Annotated in this window: 11 protein-coding genes; 1 reads left to right on the top strand and 10 read right to left on the bottom strand. The window is 55.3% G+C overall.

The window, feature by feature from the left end:
- Positions 1–22: 22 nt before the first annotated feature.
- The 10 genes from ALMA_RS02330 to argS all read right to left on the bottom strand — a co-directional run bounded on the left by ALMA_RS02330 (position 23) and on the right by argS (position 14,433).
- Positions 23–601 carry an NUDIX domain-containing protein gene (locus ALMA_RS02330; RefSeq protein ID WP_094726228.1) on the bottom strand — a complete coding sequence of 193 codons (579 nt, stop codon included), beginning with the start codon at positions 599–601 and terminating at the stop codon, positions 23–25.
- 277 nt (positions 602–878) lie between these two features.
- Positions 879–2,246, bottom strand: a complete 1,368-nt coding sequence (locus ALMA_RS02340) for a GH1 family beta-glucosidase (protein WP_211278323.1) — start codon at positions 2,244–2,246, stop codon at positions 879–881.
- 57 nt (positions 2,247–2,303) lie between these two features.
- Complete coding sequence (locus ALMA_RS02345; RefSeq protein WP_094726231.1) at positions 2,304–3,236, bottom strand: carbohydrate ABC transporter permease; 933 nt, start codon at positions 3,234–3,236, stop codon at positions 2,304–2,306.
- A gap of 9 nt (positions 3,237–3,245) precedes the next feature.
- Positions 3,246–4,265 carry a carbohydrate ABC transporter permease gene (locus ALMA_RS02350; protein ID WP_094726232.1) on the bottom strand — a complete coding sequence of 340 codons (1,020 nt, stop codon included), beginning with the start codon at positions 4,263–4,265 and terminating at the stop codon, positions 3,246–3,248.
- An 88-nt stretch (positions 4,266–4,353) separates the two neighbouring features.
- Entirely contained in the window at positions 4,354–5,664 is a 1,311-nt protein-coding gene (locus tag ALMA_RS02355) for an ABC transporter substrate-binding protein (protein WP_094726233.1), read from the bottom strand.
- A 285-nt stretch (positions 5,665–5,949) separates the two neighbouring features.
- Positions 5,950–8,679 carry an ATP-dependent chaperone ClpB gene (gene clpB, locus ALMA_RS02360; RefSeq protein ID WP_094726234.1) on the bottom strand — a complete coding sequence of 910 codons (2,730 nt, stop codon included), beginning with the start codon at positions 8,677–8,679 and terminating at the stop codon, positions 5,950–5,952.
- 127 nt (positions 8,680–8,806) lie between these two features.
- Positions 8,807–9,805, bottom strand: a complete 999-nt coding sequence (locus tag ALMA_RS02365) for a nucleoside hydrolase (RefSeq protein WP_094726235.1) — start codon at positions 9,803–9,805, stop codon at positions 8,807–8,809.
- Entirely contained in the window at positions 9,802–10,893 is a 1,092-nt protein-coding gene (locus ALMA_RS02370) for an ABC transporter substrate-binding protein (RefSeq protein WP_094726236.1), read from the bottom strand. The genes ALMA_RS02365 and ALMA_RS02370 overlap by 4 nt, the downstream gene beginning before the upstream one ends.
- A 237-nt stretch (positions 10,894–11,130) precedes the next feature.
- Positions 11,131–12,651 (bottom strand): diaminopimelate decarboxylase family protein, encoded by a 1,521-nt coding sequence (locus ALMA_RS02375; RefSeq protein WP_094726237.1) that lies wholly within the window; start codon positions 12,649–12,651, stop codon positions 11,131–11,133.
- A gap of 9 nt (positions 12,652–12,660) precedes the next feature.
- The gene (argS, locus tag ALMA_RS02380; protein WP_094726238.1) at positions 12,661–14,433 is read right to left on the bottom strand and encodes an arginine--tRNA ligase; all 1,773 of its coding nucleotides are present in this window, start codon (positions 14,431–14,433) and stop codon (positions 12,661–12,663) included.
- A 258-nt stretch (positions 14,434–14,691) separates the two neighbouring features.
- Here argS and ALMA_RS02385 point away from each other — a divergent pair.
- On the top strand, positions 14,692–15,504 hold an 813-nt coding region (locus ALMA_RS02385; RefSeq protein WP_211278322.1), incomplete at its 3' end, for a hypothetical protein.

A 15,504-nucleotide genomic window follows, 5' to 3' on the forward strand; every position in this document is an offset into this window, starting at 1 on the left:
TCCTTAAAGGAAGAATTGGCAGTTAAGAAATAAACTCATGCAGCACGAGCGCCATTCGCTGGTCTATGGCCTCGGCGCCGCGAAGCAGAGCGCGCGCTTCGTCCCGCGTCACCCACCGAACGGTGATATCCTCGCTCTCCTCGAGATGCTGCTGCACGTCTGTCTGCCCCGCATCCACCGTCATGTAGACGAAGGCGATGGATTCGTTCGTCATTCCGGGCGAGACATACGTAGGCCGCAGCACGTCGTCCACGCGCACGACGCGGTATCCCGTTTCTTCTGCCAATTCTCGCTCTGCTGCGGCTTCAAAACTCGAATCATCGGGATCGATAAGACCTGCTGGGAAGGCCCAGACATATCCGTTTATAGCTGGCCGGTACTCGTGAATGAGAAGCATGCGGTCACCCTCGAGCGAGCGCGCGATGATGGTCACCGCATCACCTTCACCACGGTCGAGATCCTCGAGACTCGCAGCTGGCTTTCGCGTTACGACGTCGTAGCGCGCTGTCGAACCATTATCGAGCCCCACAGACACTTTATAAAAATGCAGGAAACGGCTCGGATCTACCGGCTCGTTTGCTTCTATGCTGATGTTCTTCATATCGCTCTATTCCACACGCAGATATCTAAGCGAGCGCTTCGAAGACGTCCGCATACTCGTCCATAAATTCGCGTGCGTGCTGTAGTAATTCCTCATGTATCATATCTGTCATGGCATCCCATACTAGCAGGAAGCCTAAGCAAAGAAAAAGCTGCTGAGTTGTTTGTACATCCGCGCGTATCTTCCCGCCTGAAACCGTATCCAGGTCGGAAAACGCACGGATGTACAAACAACTCAGCAGCTACTCATCCATCATTAAAAAATGCCCCGCTTATACTTACACTTCACGCGTCGCGATAATCCGCTTATACATCTCAAAGCTATCCTTCGGTGTGCGTTCCATCGTCTCATAGTTCATATGAACTATACCGAAGTACTTACTGTACCCATATGCCCACTCGAAGTTATCGAGGAGCGACCAGAGGAAGTACCCGCGTACATCTGCTCCGTCAGAAATCGCCTGATGTACCGCTTCAAGATGTGCACGCACATACTCACAGCGCTCGTCATCATGGACATGAGCATGTCCATCCTCCCATACGAGCTCATCATCACATGCTTCTCCATTTTCTGTAACCATCAGTGGCATTTCTGGATAATCGCTCGTAAGACGCATCAGCAGATTATAGAGACCACGGGGATCTATATTCCACCCCATAGCTGTATGTGGTCCCGATGTAGGCAGACTTTCTATGTCGCTACATCCTGGTGCACACGTCGCCCCCATATCCTGAGGGAACTGCGGGCGCCCACTGAGAGCCAGCAAACCACTAGAGTAATAGTTTATTCCCAGAACATCGAGCGACTGATGGATATCACGCAAGTCGCCATCGTGAATAAAGGACCAGTCACATATACCCTTCGTCGCTGCAAAAAGCTCCTCTGGGTAGTATCCTCTCAACATAGGGTCGAGCCACACACGGTTCGCTATGATATCTTGTCGCCGCACAGCATCAGCATCCCCTCGATTCATCTGGAGATTAAGCGTTACAGATACCTCGGAATCCCGTCCCACCACGTCACGCACAGCCTGTGCCATAAGACCATGAGCGAGGTTGAGATGGTGAACCGCTGAGAAGCACCCCGGACCTAGTCCTAGTCCAGGCGCATGAACCACATCCCCATACCCGAGGTATGCTGAGCACCACGGTTCATTCAGTGTCGTATACGTACGCACTCTACTTCCCAGGCGCTCTGCTACAGCATGCGTATAGTCAGCAAGCCTATAGGCAGTATCTCGGTTTAACCATCCACCCTTATCTTCGAGGTATTGTGGCAGATCCCAGTGATACAGTGTTACGACGGGTTTTATATCACGAGCAAGCAGTCCATCGACTATGCGCTCATAGTAGTCGAGTCCCCTAGCATTCACGAGACCATCCTCCGCAGGAATGACTCGTGGCATCGCGATAGAAAATCGGTATGCACCCACTCCGAGATCCGCTAGCAGATCCAAGTCTTTTTCCCACAGATGGTACGAATCACACGCCTTATCACCTGTATGCCCCTCATATACACGCCCGGGAGTATGGGAGAATGTATCCCAGATAGAAGGCGTACGACCATCTTCTACCACAGCTCCTTCTATCTGATAGGAGGCCGTAGCAGTTCCAAAAATAAAGTCTGAATTAAACTTCATCGTTATCCTTTCTTTCAAGATATATTTCGCTCGATAAGTTCGCTATAGTCTTATTCTTCTCCCTTACCCCTTTACTGCACCTGCCATAATGCCAGACACGAGCTGGCGCCCCGTAAAGACGAAGACCACAAGTAATGGTATAGCGGTAAGAATCACACCAGACATAATAAGGGTGTAGTCCGTAAAGTGAGCCCCCTTGAGTGCAGATGCAGCCACTGTGAGCATGCTGTTTTTATTTGGTCCGAGGATGAGCATAGGCCAGAAGTAGCTCGTCCATGATCCTATGAACGTGAAGAGGAAGAGCATGGAGGCGGCAGGCTTTGCCGCTGGTAGGGCTATGGACACGAAGATACGTCCCATCGACGCGCCGTCTACACGTCCGGCTTCTATCAGCTCATATGGCAGCGCATCTTCGAGATACTGTGTCATCCAGAATACGCCGAATGCACCTACCAGCCCCGGTATGATAACAGCGAGTAGCGAACCATATAGACCTACCTTTGTCGTCATAATGTACATAGGAACCACCGTCAGCTGCTGCGGAATGGTCATAGTAGCCACCACGAGTGTAAGTAGCAGGTTACGGCCCTTAAAGCGTAGTTTTGCGAAAGCGAAGCCTGCCAGCGTACTGAAGAAGACTGTAGAGACCGATACTGTCAGCGTCACTATGGTCGTTCCGCCGAGAGCCTGCCAGAAGTTTATGTCTTCGAAAGCGAGCGCGAGATTCTTCATCAGCCCTGTTCCTGGAATCAGAGAGCGTACGCCATACTGCGTATCTGTACTGTTTTGTGATGCTATAGACACCGCATAATACAGCGGAAAGAGGAATGCAAGCAGCGCTATACTAAGAACGAGATAGCTTCCCCACCCCGCACGCTTTTCTCCGTTCGTCATCACGAGTTTCGCTCGAGCACGTTTCGCTGTCCGCGCTACGTTCTTTCCATATATCTGCTCGAGGGCTGGAGTACCCATACCATTTTTCGTTCGTGTAGTCATCGTTTTCTCCTACTGTGCCTTCTTCTGCATACGCTTTTTTCCTCGTGTTTCTGCATCTGCCAATTTTCTCGTGATACTAAAATTCACCACAGCGACGAGGACTATAACGAGGAAGAGGAGCCATGCGACTGCAGCCGCGCGACCTATGTTTGACTCTCCTATCGTGACTTTATTAAAACCAAGGTTATAGAGGTAGAGTGAAACGGTGAGAAACTGGTTGTTCGCTCCGCCAGCAGCTCCCGTACCGTTATTAAACATCTGAACTTCATCAAAAATCTGCAGTCCACCGATAGTAGAGTTCAAAATCACGAAAATGAGGGTCGGCTTAAGCAGAGGAAGTGTGACAGAGAAGAATGTACGTGCTTTACCTGCACCATCGACCACCGCTGCTTCTATAAGATCTGTAGGAATAGCCTGCATAGCCGCGAGCAGTATCAGCGAGTTATATCCTGTCCAGCGGAAATTCACTATGGTAGCTATGGCTATGTGAGATGCGAGAGTATCAGCATGCCAGGCTATAGGTGCTAATCCTATGGTCTGTAAGAGGACATTAAATGCACCGCTCTTATCCGAAAAAATCTGAGAGAAGATGATACCACATGCAGATGGTGCTATGACATAGGGAAGCAGCACTCCCATACGCCAGAATGTCTTCGCTTTGAGGTTCGCATTCAGTACCCAAGCTATGAATACCGCTGCAATAATCTGCGGCACAGAGGACAGTAAGAATATGGATACCGTGTTCCTCATGGCCATCCAGAAATCTCTCTGATGGAGAACCCACTGGAAGTTTCCCACGAGTGACTGGTCACGAGTCCCGCACACTGCACCGCACACTGCCCATCCCGAGTCGCCAGTAATAGTGTTATAGTTCCTCATGGCCACCCATACCGTGAAGAGCAGTGGGAAAAGCCCTACGACAAGGAAGAGGATAAAGAACGGCGCTACGTAGAGATAAGGAGTCGCTTTATAAGAAAATACTGCGAATCTACCTGACGATGCTACAGAAGCCTGCTGTTTCTCGCTCATAATATCTCCTTTGATAAAATCTATGATGCTCTATACAGTGTGGTGGTGCCACGCTTGACGAAGCACCACCACATGATGAAGAGAGATGTTAGCTCAAAGCCTTCACGTCTTCTACGAACTGCTTCCACGACTCTTCAGGAGTTTGCTCCTTCGTGCAATCCACTCTATCGAGTGCAGCACCGAACTTGCTGTCGATGTCGTAATACTTCGCATTAATATATGGAATATGCTTGATTGTTTCTGCACGATTTGCAAAAATCTTACCTGTAGGAGCATTATTCAGGAAGTCATCCGTCTTATCTGCTACTTCTGGAGTAGCCTGAGCCTTAGGAGATGATGGGAAGTTCGATGCAGCCACAAATACCTTAGACTGCTGCTCTGGATTCGTCAGCCATGCTACGAGCTTCGCTGCTTCTTCCTTTACTGGAGAGGACTCTGGAATAGTCAGCCACGATCCACCTTGGTCCGTACCAGCTTCTCCAGGGAAGACATCAGCTACATTCCATCCCCTAAAGTCTGCACCAGCATTACCCTTAACATTATTCACTTCCCATGCCGGACAAGTGAGCACTGCGAATCCATTTGGAGAGTTAAAAGATGCGTTCCAGTCATCAGACCATGTGGATACCCCGGCAGAAAGATTCGCATTCTTCGTCAGAAGATTATACATATCATGGATTCCATCCTCAGTAGCGATAACCTTATCATCCTTTGATACGTATACTTCTTCCTTCTGAACCTTCATTGCTGCAGCAACATCACCAAGATTATCAATGAACGGCTTTCCAGTCTTCTGAGTGTACCGTTGTCCGATCTCAAAGAACTTATCCCACGTAGCATTCTCGCCGCCGAAAAGTTCTTTGACTTGTTCACGGTCAGTAGGAAGCCCAGCCTGTTCAAAAAGATCCTGACGGTAGCACAATGCAGTTGGACCGATATCCGTTCCAGCTCCTATAAGACGCCCAGAATCATCGGTACCCGTCTTCACTACCCAATCAGGCCAGTTATTATTCTTCGTATAGTCTTTCAGGTCCATGAACTTATTCCCTATGGCACGGATAGAAGGCCACCAGGCTATGTCCACAGCAAAGATGTCATATGAATTTGAACCAGTGGAGATAGAGGAATTAAAAGCAGTACGAGCCTCATCTGAAGAGGACGCCACTGTGGACTCTATCTTAATATTCGGATGAAGCTTTTCATACTCAGCAAACAAATCCGCACCAGGCTTTGCAGCAGTGGACTTCTCATAACCAAAGTTATTGAAAGTCTGGATTTTTATGACAGTTTTTCCATCAGCCGTCTTATTACCTTGAGTTGAGCTCCCACAGGCAGATAAACCAGCAAATATCATAGATGCTGTAACAGCTATGGCACCTAGCTTCATTGCTTTCTTCATACTTTTCCTTCCGTCGAAGGGTATGCGAAACTAGCATTTCGACATCACATCGAAACGACGAATTAGTCTCTCTCCCCTTGTTTTCTTTTCCCTCTCACCGTGGTGGGAAGTAGAGCTGCTGCGCTCTAAGCATTGAGAATAGGGGGGGGGGAGACTTCAGTTAGGCTTTCCTATCACCTTCGGCGTGTCGAAAACAAATAAACGGGGTAAAAACAGCTTATTTTTCCTTCATTTAAAGTACAAATAAGCTTTTTTACCCCGTATATGTAAAGCATGATTACATATTTACTTTTCTCCCTCACCCCCGTCAGCCAGCGCCTCAGTAGCCCAGCTGGTCAGCTCGAGATGCTCGCCGCCAGTCTGATCCACGAGCACAGTGTCACCATCATGCACACGCCCGGACAGGAGCATACGTGCGAGCTGGTCGCCCACTTCGCTCTGGACGAGGCGGCGCAGTGGTCGCGCTCCGAAGGCAGGGTCGTAGCCCATGTCGGCGAGCCATTCGCGTGCCGAACTCGTAACATCGAGAGTGATTCGACGGTCGGTCAGGCGCGAGGCCACAGCAGCCACCTGAATATCCACGATGCCCGCGAGTTCGTCGCGCGTCAGCGGTTCGAAGACGATGAGGTCGTCGAGACGGTTGATGAATTCTGGCTTGAAGTGCGCGTGGACTGCGTTCAGCACGGCCTGCTTTCGCGCCGAGCTGTCCGAGCTGTCCGTACCAGCCCCGAGAGCACCGTCCGCACCGGCGCCCGAGAGACCCGTCCCGAAAGCACCAGCCCCACCCACGAGGAACTGCGACCCCAGATTCGATGTGAGGATCAGAATAGTATTCTTAAAGTCCACAGTCCGTCCCTGACCATCAGTCAGCCGCCCGTCGTCGAGCACCTGCAGCAGAATATCGAAGACTTCCGGATGCGCCTTCTCCACCTCGTCGAAAAGCACGACGGAGTAAGGGCGTCGGCGCACAGCCTCGGTGAGTTGGCCGCCCTCTTCATACCCTATGTACCCCGGTGCCGCACCGATTAAGCGAGACACAGACGCCTTTTCCATGTATTCGCTCATGTCTATGCGCACCACAGCACGCTCGTCGTCGAAGAGGAAGTCGGCCAGAGCCTTCGCCAGTTCCGTCTTTCCCACGCCGGTCGGCCCGAGGAAGAGGAAGCTCGCCGTAGGCCTGTTCGGGTCGGAGATGCCGGCACGCGAGCGGCGCACTGCATCGCTGACTGCCCTTACGGCTTCCTTCTGGCCTATCACGCGCCGTCCCAGCTCGTCCTCCATGTGCAGGAGCTTTTCGTTTTCGCCCTGCATGAGGCGGCCCACCGGGATGCCCGTCCAGTCCGAGACTATCTGGGCTATGGAGTCCGCGTCCACATGGTCAGGAACCATCGGCTCGTTCTGCGCTGCGGCATCGCCCGACGCCTCCGACGACGCCCCCGGCTGCCCTTCACCCGCAGCTGAGTTCTCCGCCGCAGCCAGCTCGCGCTGAATGCTCGGAATGTCGCCATACAGGATGCGCGACGCCTTTTCGAGGTCGCCCTCACGCGTGGCTTTATCCGCCTGCACGCGCAGAGCGTCGAGCTGAGCGCGTAGGTCGCCCACCTTATTATGTCCGCTCTTTTCCGCCTCCCAGCGTGCGTTCAGGCCGGACAGACGTTCGCGCGCGTCTGCCAGCTCTGCCTGCAGCTTCGTCAGCCGCTCACGAGCCGCCACGTCCTCCGCACGCCGCAATTGCATCTCCTCCATCTCCAGACGCGTCACGCGGCGCGAGAGCTCGTCTATCTCCTCCGGCGAGGAGTCCAGCTCCATGCGCAGATGCGAGGCCGCTTCGTCCACGAGGTCGATGGCCTTATCCGGTAGTTGACGCCCGGATATGTAGCGGTGGGACAGCGCGGCCGCCGCCACGAGCGCGTCGTCGCCGATGGTCACCTTATGATGCGCCTCGTAGCGTTCCTTCAGACCGCGCAGAATGGCCACCGTATCCTCGACGCTCGGCTCGCCCACGTACACCTGCTGGAAACGGCGCTCGAGGGCCGGATCCTTCTCGATGTTCTCGCGGTATTCGTCGAGCGTAGTCGCGCCGATCAGTCGCAGCTCACCGCGCGCGAGCATAGGCTTGAGCATGTTCCCCGCGTCCATGGACCCTTCGGACGCACCGGCGCCCACGATGGTGTGAATCTCATCGATGAAGGTGATGATGTTCCCCTCGGAGCGCTCTATCTCCTCGAGCACGGCCTTCAGCCGCTCCTCAAACTCGCCGCGATACTTCGACCCGGCCACGAGGCTCGACATGTCGAGCGTGACCACGCGCTTATTCTGCAGGGTAGTCGGCACGTCACCGGCGACCACGCGCTGCGCGAGACCTTCCACCACGGCTGTCTTTCCCACGCCTGGTTCGCCGATGAGCACCGGGTTATTCTTCGTGCGTCGGCTGAGGATCTGGATAACGCGGCGGATCTCCTTATCGCGGCCGATGACCGGGTCGAGCTTACCCTCGCGAGCGCGCTCGGTGAGATCCGTGGAGTACTTTTCGAGCGCTTTATACGAGCCCTCGGCATCTGGCGAGGTCACGCGCGCTCCCCCGCGTACGCTCGGCACGGCTTTTTCGAGCGTTTTCGCGTCCGCTCCTGCCTCGCGCAGGATGGTCGCCGCTTCAGACTGCCCGCTCGCGAGCGCGATGAGCAGATGCTCGGTGGAGATGTATTCGTCCGTCATGCGCGTCATGATTTTCTGCGCCTCGACGAGCGCTGCTTCTACTGCGCGCGAGGCGGCTGGCTGGGCTGTGGTGCTTCCGGCCACGCGAGGCAGTGCGACGAGCGCCTGCCGTGTGCGCGCTCCCACCTGCTGGCTGTCCGCGCCGGCTGCGTCGAGCAGTCCGCGGACGACGCCGTTTTCCTGGGTGAGCAGTGCGTCGAGCAGATGAAGGGCTTCCACCTGTGGGTTTCCCGCGGCAGATGCGCTCTGCACCGCGGAAGATATGGCTTCCTGAGCCATCGAAGTGAACTTCTGTTCCATATCGACCTGCTTTCTGTAGTTCCGTTTCTGCTGTGTTTAACAGTTCGCCGGAAAAAATATTCCCGAAACTTGAGTGCTGGGGACTCAAGTTTCGGGATTTTTTTGTGAGGTCAATTCTTCCGTGTGCTTATTTCTCGAGAATCGCGTTTATCCGTCGGCATCCTGCGTGAACACGCTTCTCCCATTCGCTCACGAAACGTGGCGCATCCACAGTCAGAGCCATGCGCACATGCTCGGCAGGCTCATTCAGCAGCGCCGGGTCTCCCACCGTGCGGCCACGCTGTGGACCCGTCAGGTCCACCATGAGGTTGATTGGGAAGCACTGAATCAGGCTCGGGTCGAGAGCCGCCCCCACAGCCAGAGGGTCATGGAGTGGCGAGCCCTTGAGGAAGATGGAATCTGCCTGTTCATTCGCATTTACGTAGTAGCTGAGGGCCTGGGCGAGGAAGCACCCAGCCGTCCCTTCTTCTTTCAGGCTCTCCACGTGTGCTCGCGTCATGAGTGTCCGATGCGTCACGTCGATACCCACCACGGTCACATCCGCTCCTGAATGGAAGACGCGATTCGCCGCCTCAGGGTCGTTCACCATATTCGTCTCACTGATGAGGTTATAGCAGTTTCCCGGCTGAGTGAGAGCGCCGCCCATGATGACGAGCTTCAGCTTGCTCGCGAGCTCTGGGTAGCGCGTGAGCAGCGCGTCGATGTTCGTCAGTGGCCCGGTGGCTATGACGGTGACGTCCGTCCCATACTCGCGCACCATCTGCGCTTCAAACTCCACTCCATCCGGCAGAATCTCGCCGCGATTCACGCTCTCCGGCAGCTCGAGTTCAGCTCCGCCCCAGCCGTTTTTTCCATGGAAGCGCTCGCAGCCTTCATCCACCTCGTAATCGAGCCCCTGCTCAGCAGTCCAGAAGGACGGTACAGGAACACCGCGGTAGGCGGACACACGCGCCAGTCCTGCTGCGTCGAGAAGAACGCGATTATTCCTCGTGGCCTGCTCTTCGGTCACGTTCCCGAAGGTACCCACCACGCCGAGCAGCTCCACGTCGTCCGAGCCGAAAAGGTAGAGCAGGGCGAGAGTGTCATCGATGCCTGTGTCACAGTCGAGGATGATGCGGTGTGTCATTGTATAGCCTTTACTATGTCTGCGCCAGGGATGAGATACTGCGTATCTATCTGCTGCGTGGCCACTGGAGGCGTGGTCACTACCTGGTTATTCTGGTCAGTATACGCGCCGGAATCCGCCACGAAGTCGAAGTATTTCTGCGCTCCGTCTGGATCTGGCGTGCCGATGGTGAAGGTACCGGCCTTCACCTCGTCACGTGGACCCCAGTAGTTTCCTTCCGTGATGATCTGCATGGAGCGCTTGACGAACTTGATATCCAGGTTAGCATCCTTCGCCGAGTCTACGAGAATCTGCGCTGCCTCATCGGGATGCTCATAAGCCCACGTATATCCCTTCTGGATGGCGCGCGTAAAGCCCTGTACAGTGCGTGGATCCTTCGAAATCTCAGCATCCGAGGTAATGATGCCTATCTCATCGGCATTTCCTGGAACGCCGTAGTCTGGCTCATTCCAGCAGTTCAGCTTCGGACCGTTCAGCTCGGCCTGCACACCTTCCCACGTGGTGTAGAATCCGCCGAAATCTGCCTTACCCGAGCTCAGCGTCTGGAAGGTAGAGGTGCCCACGGTCACCTTATCGAATTCTCCCTTACCGCCATCGGTCTGAATCATGCGCTTGATTACCGCGTCCGATTCATTCGCACCGAAGGTGGCGAACGTCTTTCCGTCGAAGTCTTTCGGAGACTTAATGGACGTGTTCGAGGCGAGCGAGCACCAGATAGCGGAGGTACGCTGCTGAATCTGTGCGAGAAGCTTCAGACCTGCATTCTTTATATTCGCCACGCCCACGTTAAAGGTATTCGACAGCGCGAAATTCGCCGCTCCCGTGGATACGGCCTGCTCCGCTCCTGCCTGCGAGGTGGCCAGGATGTCCACATTCAGTCCTTCTTCTGCGAAGTAGCCTTTCTTCTGAGCCACATACGCACCGATGTGGTTCGTATCTGGAGCCCAGCTGAGCATGAAGGATACGGTTTTGAGGTTTTTATCCGAATTCGTCGAGCTCGAGGCATTCGCTCCACACGCTCCCACAGACAGGAGAAGAGCGAAAGCTGCTAATGATGTAACACTACGACGTACGATAGTTCGTGGCATATATGAACCTAATCTCTTCGTGCATTTCTTGCCAGAAAGACACGCGCAGCAGAAATCCACGAAAGGGCTGGGCGCATCATCACCCCTCTAGTAAACACGAGTGGGGAGACGTGCCACAGACGACGCGTCGCCCCCATATAGACAAACTTGCGAGTTATTCCACTTTTCCGGTCCGAAGACTGAAAAAATGGAATAACTCGCAAGTTCAGCTCGAAAAAATGCGTTCTCGCTACTCCCCTACTCGCTCACATCCAGACCGAGCAGATCCTCTACCGTCTCACGCCGCATCATCACGTGCGAACCGTTATCATCCACTGCCACGACGGCCGGCCGAAGGAGCTGATTATAATTGCTCGCCATGGTCCGCCCGTACGCTCCCGTCACAGGAACGGCGAGCAAGTCTCCCCGCGCGATGTCTGCCGGCAGCTCGATGTCGTGGACGATGATGTCGCCGGACTCGCAGTGTGCGCCCACGATGCGTGCCTGCACCGTCTCGCCCGAACTGCGGCCCGCGCCGTCCGAATCGCCGTCTGAAGCGCCGCCCAAAGCACCGCGCCCCACGACCTCCGCCGTATATTCCGCGCCATACAGCGCCGGACGGATGTTATCGCTCATGCCGCCATCCACGCTCACATACACGCGCGAACGCCCCTCGCCGAGCGCCACGCGCTTGACCGTGCCCACGCGGTAGAGCGTATATCCAGCCGGCGCTACTATCCAGCGCCCCGGCTCGAAACTGACCACAGGAAGCGGCAGACCCGCGCGCGCCGAATCCTCATGAATAGCCGCGGCGATCCGCTCGAGCGTGGCCTTCACGTCCATGGACGCGTCGCCTGGCACGTATGCCACCGAGTATCCGCCGCCGAGGTCTATCTCCGGCACCACGTAACCGTCCGTCGCATAGAACGCGCGGCGTAGCACCATGACGCGCTCGGCCGCAGCGATGAACGCATCCGCGTCATGAATCTGCGAGCCAATGTGCGAGTGAATGCCCACGAGCTCGAGGTCGTCTCCCAGTTCAAGCACGCGGTGCAGCGTCTGCACTGCCGGGCCGTGCGCCACGCGGTCGAAGAATGCGGTGGACTGCACGTCGTCCGCGGCAGAGCTGGCGTCCGCGGCAGAGCTTGCGTCCGTCGCGACGCCGTCCGCGCTGTCCGCTCCCACAGAACCCGCGGACCCCGCCGGCAGCAGCGCGATCCCGAACTTCTGATCCTCATGCGCGGTGGAGATATACTCATGCCCTCCCGCATGCACGCCCACGGTCACGCGCACCATAACACGCGCCCGCTTGCCCAGGGAGCGCGCGATGCGTGCGATGCGGTCTGGCTCTCCCGGCTCGTCGATGACTATCTTATCGAAGCCCTGCTCCACGGCGAGGCGTATCTCCTCGTCCGTTTTATTATTCCCGTGCAGGACGAGACGCCGGCCCGGCACGCCCGCGGCGAGCGCTATCTGCATCTCGCCCCACGTGCACGTGTCCACGTACATGCCCTGCTCAGACACTATCCGCGCCACTTCTTTCGAGAGGAAGGCTTTTCCCGCGAAGCTCACGTGAGCCGTCGTGTTCGCGAAGGCCTCGCGTGCGCTCTGCACGAAGGAGCGCGCCCGCTCGGCCACGTCCACCGTATCCATGACGTACAGCGGCGTGCCGTACTGCTCGGCGAGCTGCTCGGCGCTGATGCCGCGGTGCATGAAGCTGTCCGCGTCGCGCGTCACGCCGCTCGGCCAGAGGGATGCGTTCTGTTCTGCTGTCTGCATGCGCCTGCCTTACATCTGTTCTGGCGCGGACACGCCGAGCAGTCCGAGCGCGTTCTTCAGAATCTGGCCGGCCGCGTCGTTCAGCTTCAGGCGCGCGGCTGCGCGTGCTGACTCAGGGTTCTTCGCCACGCGCAGCGCTTCAGCATCGTCACGTGCTGCTTCATTTTCTGTCAATTCCATCGGTACTACGCGCTCGGCCGCATACCACTTGTGATACTTTCCTGCGAGCTCTTCCACGTAGTGCGCGATGCGATGCGGTTCGCGCAGATCTCCTGCTGCGGTCACTACTGCTGGGTACAGGGCGAGCTCTGCCAGGAGCTCGGAGTCTGCTGGGGTGTCCAGAAGGCTCAGATCTGCTCCCTCGAAGCTGATGCCTGCAGCAGCGGCATTACGGTCCACATTCTTCGAGCGTGCGAAGGCATACTGGACGTAGTACACAGGATTATCATTCGTGTGGGAGGCCAGCAGGTCGAGGTCGATGTCCAGGTTCTGGTTATACGAGGTGCGCGCCAGCGAGTAGCGTGCAGCATCCACACCCACAGCCTCGAGCAGGTCATCGATGATGACCACATTTCCCGCGCGCTTACTCATGCGCACTGGCTTACCGTCCTTCAGCACGTTCACCAGCTGACCGATGAGGATCTGCATGTTCTTCTCCGGAGTATCTCCGAAAGCAGCACATACAGCCATCATGCGGCCTATGTATCCATGATGGTCAGCACCCAGCATGTAGATGGCCACGTCTGCAGGGTCCACTGGACGGCGGCGCTTATTCAGATAGTACGCGATGTCTCCCGCGATGTAGGCGGCGTTCCCGTCTGACTTAATGACTACGCGGTCCTTATCATCTCCATACTTCGTGGATGCGAACCAGATGGCGCCATCCTTCTCGTAGATGTCTCCCTTTTCGCGCAGCTCTGCTATGGCGCGGTCCACTTCACCCGACTCGTACACAGCATTCTCATGGAAGTACACGTCGAAGTCCACACGGAACTCCTTCATGGACTTCTTTATCTCGTCGAACATCATAGGAACAGCACGCTTACGGAACTCTTCGCGCTGCTCAGAGTCTCCTTCAGCACCGTCGTCACCCGTCACGCGTGGCATGCTCAGCACATCCACGCCCTCGCTCTTCGCTTCCTCGATGACGCGTGCAGCGATGTCATCGATGTATGCACCCTTATACCCGTCTTCTGGAGTCTCTTCTCCGTGAGCGGCAGCCACGAGGGACTTCGCGAAGCGGTCTATCTGTGTGCCGTGGTCGTTAAAGTAATACTCGCGTACCACCTTCGAACCGTTTGCTTCCAGGACGCGAGCCATGGAGTCTCCCACAGCAGCCCAGCGGGTACCACCGATGTGGATAGGACCCGTAGGATTCGCCGAGACGAACTCAAGGTTCAGAGTCTGGCCTGCCAGGTGCTCATTCGTACCGAAGGCATCCGCCTGCTCGAGAACAGTATCCACCACGGCTGCTGCCGAAGCGGAATCGAGCACGATGTTTATAAAGCCAGGACCTGCTATGTCCACGCTGGCTATGCCATCGGCAGTCTTCAGCTCCTCAGCGAAGAGAGCAGCGAAGTCTCGTGGAGCCATGCCCGCCTTCTTCGCCAGCTGCATGGCTATGTTCGTGGACCAGTCTCCATGCGCGCGATCCTTCGGACGCATCACGGCCAGCTTCTCAGCAGCTGGTATCTGGTCAGCGGTGAGCTCGCCAGCTTTTCCGGCCTCGACGAGCTCGGTGGCGATGCTAAAAATTAACTGTGCTAATGCTTCTGGACTCATAGTGTTTAGTGTACTGGGCGAGGCATACACAGCACCGTTATGCTCATGGCACATGACGAGCCCTTAGGGTAAACTGATTAGTGGAAGAGCATATTCATAACTAAAAACGCGACTAATGCGAGTGAATTCTTACTCATTTTAGTCTTGTGATTTTGCCTGTGAGTAGTGAAGACTGGCTCTTCCTATTCGAAGGCGAATACTCACAGGTTTTCTGTCCATGAATGTGCTACATCAGAGTAAAAAGAGGAGATTATCCACATGGATATTTCTATGAAACGCGCTTTGCGTGGTCGCACTCGTGCTGGTATAGCTGCAGCTGCTGCTGTGGCTGTGCTGGCTACGGGTGGGGCGTGGCTGGCGAATGCTGCGGCTACGGCTACTTTGCCGACGCGTACTTTTACACTGGATAATAATGAGGCTATTACCAGTGATAACTTTACAGGTACGGGACTTTTTACGTTCCCTACGAATTCTACAAACGGTAATGGCGCTGGTATGGGCCTTATCGGCGTGAATAATCCGTCGAGTGCTGATTTGAATGGTCTTGAGTTCACTGTGTATGGTGGTCAGATGACTGGCGAGTCGGTGAATATTCCGCAGCTTACTATGACTTATAATGGTGGGCAAGCTACGAATACGATGGGTCGTCAGATTTATGGTCAGACAGCTGCTCAGGTTCAGGATGCTGCTCAGCAGGCGCCTTTGTGGAAGGGTAAGCGGCAGCCTGTGCTGACTGCGAACAAGAATATTAGTTCGTCAGATGCAGTGCTGTATTCGAGTACTGGTGCTATGGATTTGTTTATGTCTGTGGTCGAGCCTCGTGGGTATGAGCAGGGCACGGATAAGGTGTATATTCCTGATTTTTCGAAGCGTATTCAGCTGTCGGATTCTGCGAAGGCTGCTGGTTGGTCTATCGAAGACTTTACGGTGACGGGGCTTCCTGCTGGTGTGGCGTATGATTCTCAGACGGATACGATTCAGGGTTCCATTATCGGTGGTTTGGATAATTCTGGTAATAATTCTATCGAGTATGGTTTCCAGGGTGCTGAGGTGAACTTTACTGCGAAGAAT

It is taken from the genome of Alloscardovia macacae (assembly GCF_002259705.1).
GTDB classification, from domain to species: domain Bacteria; phylum Actinomycetota; class Actinomycetes; order Actinomycetales; family Bifidobacteriaceae; genus Alloscardovia; species Alloscardovia macacae.

Excerpts from the sequence above, each read along its gene's own strand:
- ALMA_RS02330 (WP_094726228.1), bottom strand. The coding sequence starts at position 601 with ATGAAGAACATCAGCATAGAAGCAAACGAGCCGGTAGATCCGAGCCGT.
- ALMA_RS02345 (WP_094726231.1), bottom strand. The coding sequence starts at position 3,236 with ATGACTACACGAACGAAAAATGGTATGGGTACTCCAGCCCTCGAGCAG.
- ALMA_RS02350 (WP_094726232.1), bottom strand. The coding sequence starts at position 4,265 with ATGAGCGAGAAACAGCAGGCTTCTGTAGCATCGTCAGGTAGATTCGCA.
- ALMA_RS02355 (WP_094726233.1), bottom strand. The coding sequence starts at position 5,664 with ATGAAGAAAGCAATGAAGCTAGGTGCCATAGCTGTTACAGCATCTATG.
- clpB (WP_094726234.1), bottom strand. The coding sequence starts at position 8,679 with ATGGAACAGAAGTTCACTTCGATGGCTCAGGAAGCCATATCTTCCGCG.
- ALMA_RS02365 (WP_094726235.1), bottom strand. The coding sequence starts at position 9,805 with ATGACACACCGCATCATCCTCGACTGTGACACAGGCATCGATGACACT.
- ALMA_RS02370 (WP_094726236.1), bottom strand. The coding sequence starts at position 10,893 with ATGCCACGAACTATCGTACGTCGTAGTGTTACATCATTAGCAGCTTTC.
- ALMA_RS02375 (WP_094726237.1), bottom strand. The coding sequence starts at position 12,651 with ATGCAGACAGCAGAACAGAACGCATCCCTCTGGCCGAGCGGCGTGACG.
- argS (WP_094726238.1), bottom strand. The coding sequence starts at position 14,433 with ATGAGTCCAGAAGCATTAGCACAGTTAATTTTTAGCATCGCCACCGAG.